Source organism: Streptomyces sp. NBC_01537 (assembly GCF_045040445.1).
Lineage (GTDB): Bacteria > Actinomycetota > Actinomycetes > Streptomycetales > Streptomycetaceae > Actinacidiphila.
Window position 1 is genome coordinate 3978501 of the sequence record NZ_CP109392.1, and the last position, 14897, is coordinate 3993397.

General features: G+C 67.1%; 14 protein-coding genes. 5 read left to right on the forward strand and 9 right to left on the reverse strand.

The window, feature by feature from the left end:
• Nucleotides 1–68 precede the first annotated feature (68 nt).
• The 5 genes from OG607_RS18240 to OG607_RS18260 all read left to right on the forward strand — a co-directional run bounded on the left by OG607_RS18240 (nucleotide 69) and on the right by OG607_RS18260 (nucleotide 5082).
• Nucleotides 69–560: a hypothetical protein gene (locus OG607_RS18240; protein WP_405724226.1), complete on the forward strand. Its 492-nt coding sequence runs from the start codon at nucleotides 69–71 to the stop codon at nucleotides 558–560.
• 66 nt (nucleotides 561–626) lie between these two features.
• The gene (locus OG607_RS18245) at nucleotides 627–1202 is read left to right on the forward strand and encodes a flavodoxin family protein (RefSeq protein ID WP_405724228.1); all 576 of its coding nucleotides are present in this window, start codon (nucleotides 627–629) and stop codon (nucleotides 1200–1202) included.
• A gap of 90 nt (nucleotides 1203–1292) precedes the next feature.
• Nucleotides 1293–2738: a sialate:H+ symport family MFS transporter gene (locus OG607_RS18250; RefSeq protein ID WP_405724230.1), complete on the forward strand. Its 1446-nt coding sequence runs from the start codon at nucleotides 1293–1295 to the stop codon at nucleotides 2736–2738.
• Nucleotides 2738–3907 (forward strand): exo-alpha-sialidase, encoded by a 1170-nt coding sequence (locus OG607_RS18255; RefSeq protein WP_405724232.1) that lies wholly within the window; start codon nucleotides 2738–2740, stop codon nucleotides 3905–3907. Before OG607_RS18250 ends, OG607_RS18255 begins: the two co-directional genes overlap by 1 nt.
• Nucleotides 3904–5082 (forward strand): hypothetical protein, encoded by a 1179-nt coding sequence (locus OG607_RS18260; protein ID WP_405724234.1) that lies wholly within the window; start codon nucleotides 3904–3906, stop codon nucleotides 5080–5082. Before OG607_RS18255 ends, OG607_RS18260 begins: the two co-directional genes overlap by 4 nt.
• Before the next feature lie 410 nt (nucleotides 5083–5492).
• Here OG607_RS18260 and OG607_RS18265 read toward each other — a convergent pair whose 3' ends face one another.
• From OG607_RS18265 to OG607_RS18305, 9 genes are all read right to left on the reverse strand, one after another.
• Complete coding sequence (locus OG607_RS18265) at nucleotides 5493–5903, reverse strand: hypothetical protein (protein WP_405724236.1); 411 nt, start codon at nucleotides 5901–5903, stop codon at nucleotides 5493–5495.
• Entirely contained in the window at nucleotides 5900–6199 is a 300-nt protein-coding gene (locus tag OG607_RS18270; RefSeq protein WP_405724238.1) for a ribbon-helix-helix domain-containing protein, read from the reverse strand. The genes OG607_RS18265 and OG607_RS18270 overlap by 4 nt, the downstream gene beginning before the upstream one ends.
• Before the next feature lie 192 nt (nucleotides 6200–6391).
• Nucleotides 6392–7006, reverse strand: coding sequence for a hypothetical protein (locus OG607_RS18275; protein ID WP_405724240.1), 615 nt, complete (start codon nucleotides 7004–7006; stop codon nucleotides 6392–6394).
• A gap of 225 nt (nucleotides 7007–7231) precedes the next feature.
• On the reverse strand, nucleotides 7232–7909 hold the full coding sequence (locus OG607_RS18280) for a hypothetical protein (protein WP_405724242.1): 678 nt from the start codon (nucleotides 7907–7909) through the stop codon (nucleotides 7232–7234).
• A gap of 335 nt (nucleotides 7910–8244) precedes the next feature.
• Nucleotides 8245–10479 carry a DUF6571 family protein gene (locus OG607_RS18285; RefSeq protein ID WP_405724244.1) on the reverse strand — a complete coding sequence of 745 codons (2235 nt, stop codon included), beginning with the start codon at nucleotides 10477–10479 and terminating at the stop codon, nucleotides 8245–8247.
• 85 nt (nucleotides 10480–10564) lie between these two features.
• The gene (locus OG607_RS18290; protein ID WP_405724246.1) at nucleotides 10565–11014 is read right to left on the reverse strand and encodes a hypothetical protein; all 450 of its coding nucleotides are present in this window, start codon (nucleotides 11012–11014) and stop codon (nucleotides 10565–10567) included.
• Between the two features lie 165 nt (nucleotides 11015–11179).
• Nucleotides 11180–12550 carry a S8 family serine peptidase gene (locus OG607_RS18295; RefSeq protein ID WP_405724248.1) on the reverse strand — a complete coding sequence of 457 codons (1371 nt, stop codon included), beginning with the start codon at nucleotides 12548–12550 and terminating at the stop codon, nucleotides 11180–11182.
• Between the two features lie 83 nt (nucleotides 12551–12633).
• Nucleotides 12634–14094 carry a WXG100 family type VII secretion target gene (locus OG607_RS18300; RefSeq protein WP_405724250.1) on the reverse strand — a complete coding sequence of 487 codons (1461 nt, stop codon included), beginning with the start codon at nucleotides 14092–14094 and terminating at the stop codon, nucleotides 12634–12636.
• Between the two features lie 4 nt (nucleotides 14095–14098).
• Nucleotides 14099–14416 (reverse strand): hypothetical protein, encoded by a 318-nt coding sequence (locus OG607_RS18305; protein WP_405724252.1) that lies wholly within the window; start codon nucleotides 14414–14416, stop codon nucleotides 14099–14101.
• Nucleotides 14417–14897: the final 481 nt, after the last annotated feature.

The following is a 14897-nucleotide window of genomic DNA, read 5'->3' on the forward strand; positions in this document are numbered from 1 at the left end:
CTGCACAACCCGCCTTGTAGCCGCGCCGTGCATGGTGAAGCCAACACCGCGACGGAATCGTTGAGTCCATGAACCCCGAAGCTGCCCCCAACGACGAACCGGCCACTTATCCTGCGGCCGCATCCCCCCACGCCCACCCCCCGCTGCCGTATCGCCCGGATTGGGTACCCACCTCAGGGCACCAACTCAGCCGTACGGGCGTCCAGTTCGACGCCGTACGCATCGCCGGCCTGCGCGCCGAGGAGGTCGCCGACGAACTCGCCGCCGAGACCGGCGACGCGGCCGGCCCGATCATCCGCGAGGCCGTCGGCCAGCGCTGGATGTACTTCCTCTGCCCGCCCAGCAGCGCCGCCGGCTACCGCTGGCCGCCCGGCATCATGCGGCTCGGCGGCACCTCCACGAGCGTCGGCTACGTCGGCGTGCCCGCCCTGCACGGGGACACGTGGCCGCTGGCCTGGTACTCGCGGCCGAGCGAGCGGGCGCCGTTCGTCGATCCGGAGCTGCTGTACACGACGCTGTGCCGGCTGGTGGGGTGGCGGCCACTGAAGGAGCCTTGCTAACATCTCCATGCACACGCACATAATGCGTATGTACATAATGCATGCGCAACGAGATGGGGATGTGGCATGACCACTGGCACGCACGGCGACGCCGCCCGGAGATACCTCTTCCTGCTGGCCAACACCCGGCCCGGCGGCAACACCGAGCTCCTCGCCCGCCACGCCGCCGAGCAACTCCCGCCCCAGGTCGAGCAGCGCTGGCTCCGCCTCGCCGACCTGCCCCTCCCCGCCTTCGAGGACCACCGCCACGAGGGCGACGGCAGCTACCCCGAGCCCACCGGCCACGCCCGCACCCTCCTCGACGCCACCCTGGACGCGACCGACCTCGTCATCGCCTCGCCCCTGTACTGGTTCAGCGTCTCCGCCGACACCAAGCTCTACCTCGACCACTGGTCCGCCTGGATGCGCGTCCCCGGGCTGGACTTCCTCCCCCGCCTGCGCGGCAAGACCCTGTGGTCGGTCACCGCCCTCGCCGGCCAGGACCCCGCGACCACGGAACCCCTCGTCGGGACGCTGCGGCACACCGCCGCGTACGCCGGCATGCACTGGGGCGGAGCTCTCCTCGGCAACGGCAGCCGACCGGGCGACGTTCTGCGGGACACGGACGCGCTGGCACGGGCGAAGGGCTTCTTCGCGGCGTAGGCCGCAGCGGCGTACGGCGTGCCCTCTCCGGGGCCCGCCGCGTTGGCTCTACCGTGGCCGCCAACAGGCCCCAGGAGAGCGAGCCGCCGCATGACCGAACCCTCCCCCGCCCCTGCCCCCGCCCCTGCCTCTTCCCCCTGGTACCGCGAGCTGTCCCCCCAGGACTGGAAGGCGTTCGCCGCCGCCTGGCTGGGCTATGCCATGGACGGCTTCGACTTCGTCCTGATCACCCTCGTCCTGACCGAGATCGCCGCCGAGTTCCACCTCTCCCCCGTCACCGCCGCCACCCTCGTCTCGGCCGCCTTCGTCTCCCGCTGGTTCGGCGGCCTCGCCATCGGCGCCTTCGGCGACCGCTTCGGCCGGCGGCCCGCCATGGTGCTGAGCATCACGCTCTACGCGGTCGGGGCGGCCCTGTGCGGCTTCGCCTGGGACTACTGGTCGCTGTTCGCGTTCCGGATGGTCATCGGGCTCGGCATGGCCGGCGAGTACACCGCCAGCGCCACGTACGTCATCGAGAGCTGGCCCGAGCGGCTGCGCAACAAGGCCAGCGGCATGCTCCTGTCCGGCTATCCGCTGGGCAGCGTCCTCGCCGCGAAGTCGTACGCCTGGGTCGTGCCGCATTCCAGCTGGCGGGTGCTGTTCTGGCTGGGCGTCATCCCGGTCCTTCTCGCCGTCTACCTGCGCAAGCGGCTCCCAGAGAGCAAGGACTGGACGGAGTTCAGCGCCAGGGAACGGCCCGTCAGCGCGGCGGCGGTGCTGTTCACCGGACGCCGGGCGGCATGGAACCTGCCGATCGGGACCGTGGCGGCGCTGAGCGTCTTCCTCGTCCTGCGCGACCAGGCGATGCCGGTGACACTGCTGCTCGTCGCCGTCATCGCGGCCTGCTTCATCGCCTTCGCGGTGCAGTTCGCGGAGCGGCTGTGGCCGGTGATGGTCGCCCTGATGATCACCGTCTTCTGCGCCTTCCTGTACTCCTGGCCGCTGCAGTCCCTGCTCCCCACCTACCTCAAGACCGACCTCCACTACGACCCCGACCAGGTCTCCGACGCCCTGCTCTACGCGGGCATCGGCTACGCGGCGGGCAGCGTGCTGACCGGCTTCCTCGGCGACCGCTTCGGCACCCGGCGGGCGTACGTCGGCATGCTCACCGCCTCCCTGGTCTTCGTCTGGCCGGTCTTCGCGCTCGGCGGGGGTCACCCGGTCGCACTGTGGGCGCTGCTGTTCCTGCTGCTGAGCACCGGTCAGGGGGCGTCCGGTGTTCTCCCGAAGTACGTTTCCGGGCACTATCCGGTTCGCTTCCGGGCCGCCGGGCTCGGCTTCAGTTACAACGTCGGCGCGCTGGGCGGCGCCGCGGCCCCCGTGCTGGGCGCGCGGCTCGCGGAGCCGATGGGCCTGGGCACGGCGATCGCGGTGCTGGGGCTGTCCCTGACGGCGGTGGTGATCGCGCTGGTCGGCCTCGACGTCCCGGCGCGGGTGCAGCGGTGGGCGGACGGGCGTTATCCGACGCCCGTCGCGGAAGCACGGGAGGCAGTCTGATGCGCTTTCGACGACGGGCGGCCATCACCGTACCGCTGGCGGTACTGGGTTCGGCGTTCGCCATAAAGGGCTTGTCCCACGCCGCCCCCCGCATCTCCTCGGTCGCCTTCACCTCCGGGACGGAGGGCTACGACACCTTCCGCATCCCCGCCGTCGTACGCACGCAACGCGGCACCCTCATCGCCTTCGCCGAGGGCCGCGGCCACTCCGCCAGCGACACCGGCGAGATCAGGGTCGTCGCCCGCCGCTCCACCGACGGCGGCCGCAGCTGGGGACCCCTGCTGGTCGTCGCCGAGGCCGGCACCGACACCCAGGGCAACCCCTGTCCCGTCGTCGACCCCCGCACCGGCCGCATCCTGCTCCTGACCTGCCGTAACTCCGGCGCCGTCAGCGAGGCCCAGATCATGATGGGCGCCACCGAGGAATCCCAGAGCCGCCGCGTCTTCGTCCAGCACAGCGACGACGACGGCCGCTCGTGGTCCCCGCTCCGCGAGATCACCTCCACCGCCAAGCGCGCCGACTGGCGCTGGTACGCAACCGGCCCCGGCCACGGCATCGCCCTCACCGACGGCAGCCGGCTCGTCATCCCGGCCAACCACTCCGTCGCCCCGCCCGACGGCTCCGCCGACACCGGAGCCGAGGCCCGCTACTACGGGGGCCACGACCTCTACAGCGACGACGCCGGCCGCACCTGGCACATCGGCTGCGTCGACGACCACCCGGACGGCGTCGTGAACGTCAACGAGTCCGCCGTCGCCCAGCTCCCCGACGGCCGCCTCTACTTCAACGCCCGGGACCAGAAGGGCACCGCCGCCGGCGTCCGCTGCGACGCCTACAGCGCCGACGGCGGCCGCACGCTGCTGCGCCCCTACCGGCCACAGCCCGCCCTCACCGGCCCGGTGGTCCAGGGCAGCCTCCTGCAGGTCCAGGACGGCCCCCTGCTCTACGCCGGCCCCGCCGACCCGGCCGCCCGCCGGGCGATGACCCTGCGTTCCAGCACGGACGGCGGCGCGAGCTGGTCCTCCGTGCTGAAGGTGTCCGCCTTGCCGGCCGGCTACTCCGACCTGGTGCAGGCGGGCAGCGGCACGGTCGGGCTGCTCTACGAAACGGGCGAGGAAGGCCCGTACGAGACCATCGCCTTCACCGGCATCCCGGTGACCGCCCTGTGAGGCGCCGTACGTTCGCGGCCGCAGCAGCGGGGGCGGCGGCCGGGCCCCTGGCGGCGGCAACCCCCGCACTTGCCGCCTCCGACATCGGTCCCCAGGTCGCCTTCCACCGCCTCCCCGATCTCCCGCCCAACCCCACCGCTTGGAACGACGCCATCCCGGTCCGCAGCCCCTACTGGCGCCAACTCGGCCTCGCCGGCCTCCTCGTCGGCTCCCACGGCCCGTATCTGATCGCCGCCGGCGGCGCCAACTTCCCCGAACCCGCCCTGACCGTGACCAGGCCGAACCGTCTTGGCAAGGTCTACTGGTCCGACGCCTTCGTCATGGGCCCCGACCGCACCTGGCTCGACGTACGCCTCAGCCTCCCCGACTCCCTCGCCTACTCCGCCTGCGTCAGCACCCCCTCCGGCGTCCTCGTCCTCGGCGGCGAAGGCTTCCGCGGCGGCCCCAGCGGAACGGCCCTGGCCCCGGCCGTGAAATTCCCCGACGCCTTCCGCCTCCGCTACGACCCGGCCGCCCGGCGCCTCATCCGCGAGGACCTCCCCGACCTCCCCCGCCCCATGTCCTACGCCGTGGCCGCCCTCATCGGCACCACGGTCTACGCGGCCGAGGGCGCGGACTTCTACTCCCTCGACCTCGCCCACCCCTCCGACGGCTGGCAGACCCTCCCGCCCTGCCCCGGCCCCGCCCGCACCGTAGCCCTCGGCACCGCCCTCAACGGCAGCTTCCACCTCCTCAGCGGCCGCTCCAGCGACCCCGACGGCACCTGGCACTTCCACCGCGACGCCTACTCCTACAACCCCCTCACCTCCGCCTGGACCCGCCTCCCCGACCTCCCCTGGTGCGTCACCGCCGGCCAGGCCTGGCCCCTCGGTGACCGCTACCTCCTGGTCGCCGGCGGCGACAAGGACCTCGACCGCTGGAACCTCATCCAGCGCCAGACCGCCGCCGGCCACCCCGACATCGTCACCTGGCTCTACGACCACCACACCGGCTTCAACCGCGAGCTCCTGGCGTACGACACCCTGCACGCCCGCTGGCACGCCGTGGGCGACTTCCCAGGCCCCTCCCAGCTCACCACCCCCGCCGCCCGCCTGGGCGACGACCTCGTCCTTGTGAGCGGCGAGGTCCGGCCGGGGATCCGCACGCCCGCGGTGTGGGCACTTCAGTTTGAGTAGAACGAATCTACGTAGATTGGATCTACCCAACCGGGAGCGCGGGAAGAGACTCGTCGAGGCCGCCTTCCACCTCGTCCAACGCCGCTGGACCATCTGGCACGGCCGAGCTGGGGAAGTCCCTCATCCGCGAATCCCTCGCCGCCGCCTCCGGAGCCCTCCCTTGGCCCGACGCCGAAGCCGTTGGCCCCTTCGACCCCCACGACCTCGCTGCTTTGCAGCGCGCGGCTCCGTCGGCCCCCGGGCTTCGAGCCCGGCGTGACAGGCCTCGTCGCCATCTCCCTGTCCGGGACGGCGGACGGCCTGGACACCTCGGCGCTCGCCCTGCGCTGGGGGCGGCGGACGTGGTCGCCGCGTGTGCGGCATAGCGCTGCGCGCAACCAGCCAGGCAGAGGCCCGCGATCGCCCCTTGCTCAGACCCTTACGAGGTCCAACTTCCGGCCAAGGGCCGTGCCATATGCCGTGATGTCCTCGGGGTCGGACGTCACGATGACGTCCGTGCGGTGCAGGACAGCGGTGACAACGACCAGCGCGTCCACCGCATCAGGCCGCTTCTTGGAGGGCAGGTCCGCTTGCCCGAGCATCCAACCGGCCCGCTGGTAGTCCTCTTCCTTGAAATCAAGGAAGACCCTGCACTGCTTCATGAACTCCGCCAGGCGGTACTGACGCGGTCCGCCGCGCCATACCTGGGCCAGCACGGGACCGGGTACGAGAGGCCGCACGCCCGCCGCCCGCCAGTGTGTGTGCAGGTATCGCATGTCCGCGCTGCCACGCTCAACGGCGATCAGCGCACCGGAGTCGTAGACGACCTGCGGCGGCGTCATGCGCTGCGCGGGAACTTGTCGAAGAAACGGTCGAGCACCGCGTCCAGTTCCGCCTTGCGCTCGGACGAGAGCGGCTCAGGATCGGGCCAGATCGCCGCATCCGCAGCAGCGTACGCCGCATTCGTCGCGGCATCCGCATCCGCGAACGTCTTCCGTATGGCCTCGTCCTGCTCGACCGAGTCGAGCACCCTGCGCTCGATGTACGCGGACACCGTCACCCCCGCCTGCTGCGCGGCGCGGCGGAGCCGCTCCGCGTCTGCGGGGTCGATCGTGAACGTCATGCGCGTCTTCGCCATAGGACGAGGGTAACACTGCGTATGAACATTCCCCCGCACAACCGATCCAAGGACCTCACCGGCACTTGGGCCTCATAGCTCCGGATCAGGATCGGCCACCGCCCCACTCGGCGATGCACCTCCGGATCCATACGGAACGACCGGACGTGCTGACCCTCACTTGCAGGCCCTGGCCTCGCGGCTGCCCAACGCTCACCCAGCGTCGAGTGTTTCCGCGCCCTCACAGTCGAGGAGATCCTCGGCGACGTAACGAGTGGCAGCGACGGTCAGAGCACGGAGGTCCGCGACCGCCCCCTTTGTACCGTCACGCTGCAGGTACTCCACCGAGACCTGAACCTTCGAGTCGGGGTCGGCCTTACTCGGGCATTGCACGAACAGTTCCCCAAAGGTGTTGCTCACGTCCCCCTTGGCGGTGCCGACCTTCAGCGCCTGGCGCCCCTTCGCTGAAGCCAGTTCCTCGATGGTCTTGTCACTGTAGGAATCGCCGGTCCACCGGTGATACGAGAGGTGCAGGCCCTGTCCTCCACCCCGGATGGAGCAAAATCCGACGCCGCTGCTGTCCTTTCCGAAGCCCTGCACCTCCTCCGAGTACGCCGTGCCGTGATCCGGCAGAAGAGGGGACACAAGGCTCCCGCTGAGCGAGCTGTCACACACCTTCGCCGGCACCGCCACGGCCGAACCCTCGCGGAGGGCCCACCAAGCTATGCCTCCTGCCAGAACGGCGCAGCCCGCAGCAACGGCTATCCAGCGTGCCCGGCGACTGGGACGCGGGGCGTCGACGACAGGATGAGAAGTGACCACTGTCATGAACCTCTGATCCATCCTTGGATGGCCGCCGCGAAAACGTCAGGTATTCGAGGGGCTCGGTGAGCTTGAACCAGAACCCACCCCTGACTGGACTGCGGAGCAGTCATAAATCTCACCACCCAAGTAACGGGCTGCGGCTGTCGCAGCCGAGGCGAAAGCTCTGCCCAGTTCGTCAACCCGCTTGTGTCCCATCAGGTCTCCCGCAAGTCCAACGTAAGGACTCCACTACGATCCGAGTGCCACCGGCGCGGAACACCCGTGCCGCGCGGCAGACTGCTCAGCGAAGTGTTGCAAATCGGCGCGCTCAGCCTTGGTGAGCGGCTCCTCGCTGAATTTACGATCGCTGTCTTCGGGATTTTCCGCCGTGTACACGGCGGTGCCAAGCACTCCACTGCAGCTGGCCGTTGTCCATGCCACGTCTTCGACGCCGGAGGCGGTCTCGTGAGTCCCGTATTTCTGCTGGCCCCGCCAGCTGGAAGTAAAGGGGCCGTACTCGGCACTCAGTTGCAATCCGCCTACAAGAACGCACTCTTCCACCGGCGATGCACCAGCTGCTGTCTCTCGCACTTTCGGCCTGGAGGTCAATCCACTACATGTTCCAGTGGCATCACCGGCAGACATGACTTTGGAATTTCCCGTGGGGGGACTGGGGATATCTTTTTCACCGAACTCCGCCTCGCAACCGACGTATTGAGCAGCCTCCCGAGCTGTCTCGGTAACGAGCTGAGCCACCTTACGCCGAGCGGATGAAAGATCATCAGCCTCATAAACACTCGCGGCGACTAGAATTCCTTTACTTTGACGACTCTTCCAATTCGTACAGTTGACGAGAACAGAAGATGCGATGGCATCACTCTCTTCAACAATGAAACCTTTCCACCCCGCCCCCAGAGGGTCGGACATGGAGTCTCCATTGCGATTCCAATTTTCGTAAGGAGAACTAACGGCCGCCGATTCCTGGATAGCCATGTGGACGTTCCCCGCCCAGCATGTGGCATCCAACCCATCGGATCCTACAGCGTCTCGATCCCCTGATATCCTGAAGTGAAGGCCGAACAGACTGAGTCGCGACTTATTGTTCAGGCCGAGCACGGAGTCAACAGGTAGCAGACCACTGCAGATGCTTTTCACCTTGGCGGCAGGGTACTGCATCCGAAATCCGAGATAACTTCCCCCTGCCAGCATGATTGCCACGAAAACAGCGATCAACCGCCTAGCTCTCCCTGACGGTGAAATTTTCATTCTGCCCCTCCTGTCCACGCCCTAGAATAGTCATCCACGTGGTCATGGGCATACCCGTATCCGTCTTCCGCTCCTCGATTCACAGCCTCTTCCCGCTTCGCGGCATTCATTCCGGACGAATTTTGATCGTCCGCCTGCTGAGCAGCATCCCTGAGCTGAGCCGATACCGCCTCCCGACTCTGCACGGTGTCGGTTCCAGTCGCGACCAAGGCCTGGCCAGAGCTGTCCCGCTCCATTCCGGAAACCATCTGGTCGATTACGTAACCACTGACCCCTTCTGCCGCGACGCCTGCTATCGCGCCACCAGCGGGAGAGGTGATGGCCGCCGTACCGACCCCAATCCCCAAGGCAGTGAGACCCTTTGCGTATTCTCCACCAGTTGAAAGCGCATCATTGAATGCCTTGTCTCCCGCCGCGGATTCCTGAACGTCGGAATCCCTCCGCCCGAGGGCCATTATCCCCTCGACCTCGCCCGAACGATTGGCGATCTTCTCCAGGGTCGCCTCGTTGCTGAGCCCATACGCGTCCGGGTGAGCGAAGTGATAGTTGATGAGATCACTACTGTACTGAGCTTGGCCGTAGCTGATCGCGGCGTATCCATCTGGGTCCTGGCCTACGGTGTACAGAAAACGACTGAGATGCGGATCCTTCAATCCCGCGGTGGCGCTGTCCCCGAGGGGAAGAAAGTCCGATTCGGTCTCTCCGTCCCCGTTCAGCCCTCGATAGACGTCCGGCATATACTCAGCCGTCATCTTACCCAGGCTGTCCTGCATTCCGTCGTGTGCCAGGTCAGGGTCTATTGAGACGGCCTCGACGAGCCTGTTCACGAGAGCCGCCTGCTGCTCGGTGTGCGCCGGGGTGCTTGCCGACGGGGCGGTGCCATGAGCGTGGCCCGTTGTCGCGGACTCGATGGCGTGGCCAAGGTTGTTGTAGCCGCTCGGGTTGCTGGAGTCGCCCGTGTAGCCGCCCCCTTCGGGCCAGTGGCGGTCTTTCAGCAGGTAGTCGAGGTGGTCGACCTTTTCGCCGTTGGCGGTGGAATCGGAGGTCAGGAACTCGGTGGAGGCCTCTGGGTTGTGGCCCAGGGCGTCCATGAATCCGGTCATGGGGTCGAGCGCGCCAAGGTTGGTCGAGCCCAGGGCGCGAGTGCCGCTGCCGCTCCAGTAGGTGTCGGGGTTCTGGCCGGCGTTGGCGCCGTTCGCCTCGGCGGCGATGAGGTTGTCGCCGTAGTCCTGGAGGAAGTCGGTGTCCCACTTGCCGTTGCTCATCAGGCTGCTGGTGAGCTGGAAGCCGTTGAGGCCGTAGGAGGACTCGGTGGGGTTGGCGTTGAAGTCCTGCTGACCCGCTTGCATCAGGTCGTTCTGGAACTTGGTGATGGCAGGGTCGGGGTGTTTGTCATCGGAGGTGGTAGCCGTGCCGATGGTTGTGCCGAGGTTCTTCTGGAGTTGCTTGAGCTCGGCCAGTTCGGTCTTGGAGAGGGTGGTGCCGGCGGGCGGGTTGATGAGCTGGTTGTACTTGCTCAGCATGTTGTCCGCGCCGGTTTCGACCGCGAAGCGCCGGGAGAACTCGGGGTCGTTCTTGTTGGCGGCGAGGAGGTTGTTGAGCTTGGTGACCTCGGCGTCGGTGAGGCGTCCCTTTTTCTTCATCAGCTGGGATGCCTCGTCGGCCTCAACGGCGTCGAGAGTGGTGTAGACGCTCGTGTTGAACCCATCGCTCTTGCCGTTGGCGTCGCGTTGCAGGGCGGCACTGGCGGCTTCGTCGGCGGCGGTGGCCTGGAGGAGGATCTCCTTCATCCGGGACTTGAGCGAATGCAGCTTGTCCGTACGCTCCTCAGCGAGGCCCGGGGTTCCAGAGGCCGTCTGGCTGTCCATCCGGGGGTCGACATCGTCGATGAGGCCCTGGTCGGAAATGCCGTAGTTGTCGGACGTGGCCTCGTCGACGAGTTTGTTCAGTGCCTTTTGGTACCTGGCGAACTCCGTGTGGGCGTCTGCCAGAAGCTTGCCTATGCGGCCCGCCTCGGTCGCGGCGTCCTTGTACTGCTGCTCGGCCTTCGTCATGGTGGCGAACGCCGAGTCGGCGGCGTCGCCCTCCCAGTGGCCCTGGAGGTGCTTGGTCACGCGGCGGGAGAACTCTTCTCCCAGGCCCTCGTACTTGGCCGTCAGCGCCTGCCAGGAACCGGCGGCGGCGTCCAGCGAGCTGAGGTCGGCCTCTTTGAGGTAGATGTAGGACGGCATTCTCGATGGCTCCTGTCAGATCTGGCTTCGGTCTCGGTAGTCGGTTCCGGTTGTCTGTCCCCGGTGCCTTTTCTGGGCTTCCGACCTATCCGAAGGCAGAGTCCATCGAGTTCATCCGAGCCTGCTCCTCCTGCTCCTGACGGGTGTAGTGGTGGGTGGTGGCGTGGAGCTTGTCGCTGATGTCCTGGAGCATCATCTTGAGGTTGAGCACCTGGTTACCCCAGCGGTCGTCCAGCACCGTCAGGGCTCGGGCCGTCTCCCATGCCTCCTCGTCGGGCGGTCCGGGCGCGGTGTGCTTGTTGAGGCCCATGACGGAGCCGCGGGTGTCGTCCACGGCGGCGTTGTCCACGTTCTCCGTGTCCCCGCGCAAGTCGACCAGGGCGTTGGCCGACTGGTCCATCCGCTGCGTGTCCGCCTTGGTGACGCTGCCCGAACCGCCCCCGCCGCCCCCGCCGCCCGGATCCGCCGCTACGGAGTTCAGCACTGTGCGAGTGCTGCTCCCGTCGGACTTCCGCGCGTCGAAGGGCGTACTCATCCCCTGCTCCATCCCCCGTGTTCAACCAAGACTCTGGCATGGTCGCCTCAAAGACGGACCAACTCGGGAGCATAGTACGAACACCTGAGAGCGATGCCGTATTCGCCTGGTCACATCACGCGATCTTCACAGGTCACGACGAATCCTCGGCCAGGCCTCCGACCCTCACTGCTGGTTGGGCCACTGCCCCTGTCCTTGCCACTGCCCCTGCGGGGGCTGCTGATACGGGTTCGGCTGGCTCGGGGGGTACGACTGCGGGTAGCCCTGCGGAGCCGGGGCCGCCGGCTGCTGGCCGTACTGCGGCGGGTAGCCGGGACCGGGGCCGTAGGTGCCGGGGGCGCCACCACCGGGGCCGCCGGGGCCGCCGCCGCGGTTGTTGTTGCGGCGGGCCTTGGCGATCAGGACGATGACGAGGGCGAGCACCAGGACGCCGGCCAGGCCGAGGCCGATCCAGAGGATCGGGCTTCCGCCGTCCGAGGACGACGCGGAGGCGTTGTCGGAAGTGCCGGACTGCGGGGTGGCGGAGGCGCTCTCGTTGCCCTGCAGGGACTTGGGGACGGCGAGCGGGCCGTACTTGGAGCCGGCGGGGATGTCCTTGGTCAGGGCGGCGAGGGGCTGGATGTAGCCGTAGCCGTAGTGCTTGTCCGGAAGGGTGAGGCCCTTGGCGGAGGTGGGGAGGCCCGCGGTCTTGGTGAGGCGGTTGGCGATCTGGCCTGCGGTGAGGTCGGGGAACTTGGCCCGGAGGAGGGCGGCGGCGGCGGAGACATAGGCGGTGGCCTCAGAGGTGCCATCACCCGAACGGTATGAGGTAGTGGAATCCGAACCGGCAGTGACGATGTTCGTTGCGGGCGCGGTAAGCAACACCTGGGACCCGTGAGCGGAATCCGCCCAGATCTCGCCGTCGTTCTTTACGCCTCCGACAGCGACCAGCCCTGGATACGCGGCGGGATAGCCTACTTCTCCGCCATCATTTCCAGTTGCTGCCACAATGAGCACATCATGATTCAACGCGTAGTTGATGGCATCTTGCTCCGTATTCTGGTCGAGTCCCGCACCTCCGCCCTGGGAAATGTTGATCACTGACGCGCCGTGATCGACCGCGTAGCGGATTGATCGGTCATAATTGTTGTCGCCAAGGCCCGAATCACGGATGTCCAAAATCTTTGCTTCCGGCGCCAGTCCCATCACGCCGTCGGCAGAGTCCTGCCCATGTCCATGCCCGGCGATGATCGATGCCATCTGTGTGCCGTGATTGTCCCCGGCGTCCGGGGTGGTCGCACCGCCGTTGTCGAAGTCCTTGCCCTCAATCACGTTCCCCTTGAGGTCAACGTGCTGAGCGTTCACACCTCCGTCGATGAGGCCGACGATGACGCCCTTGCCCTTGGACACCTTCCAGATGGATTCGGCGTCGAACGCCTTGAGCGGCCACTGATCCTCTCGGGTCTGGTCCGCAACGGCGAGAGGAGCGGATGCGAAGACGAGCGCACCCGCGATAACCATGCCACTCACTGCGCGCAGCGTCCGTCCGAAGCCCATCCGTTTTCCTCTCCCAGCCAGGTGGGGGCGAGCCTGTCGGCTACGCCCCCACCCTTCACTAAGCGCTTGCGCGCTTCCGTTGACTACTCGATGACCCTAGGGGCCACGTCCCGCTCGGGCACCCAGGTCTCCTCGTCCTCGACAAGGTAGTCGGGCCGCTTGCTCTGGCGGGTCTCTTCCTCTTCTGCTTCGGTGTTGGCGCCCCGGCCGCCCAGGCGGCTGCTTCCCTTGCCGACCTTGCCAGCGTCCTTACCTCCACGGCTCTTGTGAAGGCCCGATCCGCCCTGGGAACCCTTGCCCGCGCCGCCCTTGGACTCACCGACGACGCCACCGCGCTGACGCGCGAGGCTGCTGCCCTTGCCTGTTCCGGACTTGGACGCCCCCGAGCCGCCTGCGCTACTGCCGGAGCCGGGCATTCCGCGACCGCCAACGCCGGTACGTCCTGCGGTAACGCCGCCGGAGGCGATGCTGCGGCTGCTGACACCTCCAAGGCCCCCAGGCGTGGAACCGGACATGCCACCGCTAGTACTGCCTCCGGCAGACCCACGGCCCGCAGAGCCCATTCCTGAGGTGCCGCCGCCGGTACCCGATCCGCCGCCCTGCGACCCCGAGAAGCTGTCCAGCCCTGTTCCTACCTGTGGCTTGGAGTTCTGCTGCGCGACACCGCCGCTTACGCCCTGCTCACGAGAGCCGGACTTGTTGAGCGAGTTCAACGATGTATCAGACTTCGGGGACGGACTCGTGCCTGTACGTCCTGTGACCCTCCGGCTCGATGTCCCAGTGCTGGGAGAATCGACCGCGACCGGGACGAACGCCACGGGCGGGGTGCCACCCGGGTCACCGGGGTAGTCGTCGTCATTCTCTCCCAAGTGACTCTGTGGTTTCTTCGTCTTCGTCCACGACCCCATCGCCTTCGTCTGCGCGCTGTAGGCGACGGCAAGCTCTTCCATCTTCACGGCCATACCCAGCTGGGCTTCCTTGCCCTTGGAGAGGTCGCCGCGGTTGTTGTCCAGAGCCTGCTGTGTGCTCGTGCCGGACGCGAGGTCGGCCTTCAGGCCGCTGTCGTCACGCCCGCCACCGGTGAGGAGGTCCTTGCCGTGGTCCAAAAGGCTCGACGACTCACTGGGTTTGTGCATGTCCCGGACTTCGCGCTGGACATGCGTCAGGACACTGGCCGCGTGCGCCATCGCGGTCGAGGTGTATTCGGCGTACTTGGCCCCGTCGGTGATCTTCTGGCTGATCTTCTTGGCCTGGGCCGCGAAGCCGTCGGCGGAGTCGCCTTCCCAGTGCTGGAGGATGTGTCCGACGGCGGCCTCCAGCAAGCCCTTGGCGCCGCCTTCGCCGACGAGCTGGTCCTTGACGGTCGCCCAAGCCTCGGCGACATGACTCACGGTCACCGGGTCGGCATGGGCAACCATGGCCTTCATCTGGTCCATGTCCTTGCCCATGGCGAAGTCGGTCTTGAGCTCGCCAGCCTGTTGGTGCCCGGAAGGCGGTCCCTGCTGTGCGTTGTACTGGTACTCGTACTTGCCTGAATCGCTCATCAGGTCAGCCCGCTCCGCTCATGCTTGACTGGGCCTCGTAGTCCGACTCCTGGTAGTTGTCGTGGACCTTCTTCGTCTTGGAGCCAAACGCGTCCATGACTTCGTGCAGATGGTCGACAATCTCTTCCAGGTGCGCCTTCATCTCCGCGTGGGCCTGAGCGAGGTCTGCCGCTTCGTCGAACCCATGGCCCAGAGCGCCCTTGGGCAGCTGCGTACCGTACTTGGTGTGTGAGCTCGTCTCACCCAGTGAGTTGATGACGTTGTTGAGCTTCTTGATGGTGGAGTCGAGCTCGCTGAGATCGACTCTGTACTGATCGGCCACGCGGCGATCGCCCCCGTTACTCCCACGCCGGTCCCCCACGACCGACTCCTCAGACCGCTGGGCCCAGCGGTGCCTCCGGTGGGGCGGAGCGAGGCTGGGCCTTGGGTGTCAAACGGCTGTGTCCAGAGTAGTTGATGGGGACAACGGCCGTCACTGGCATAGGTCCGGCTCACGCCGGAACGGGACCGTCGATACCTAATCGTGTCGGTGCACGCACAAGGTCATCACGGGTGGGTCTGTCATGTACTTGTACGATGTCGTGCGTTTACGGGGAGGCTGTGGCCGGAGTGACGGGCGCACAGCCGTCAACGGGGTTGAGATCAAGCGGAGCACTCGAACACTCACTCATTGACTGACTGTGCGCTTTGCGCTGTCAGCACCTCTCCTTTGCCTGCGCGGCTCGGTCGATGCCGTGCCGCATCGACCTGAGCTCGAAGTGAGAGGGAGTCAGTCTGTGTCCCACCAGTACCCACCCGGAGGC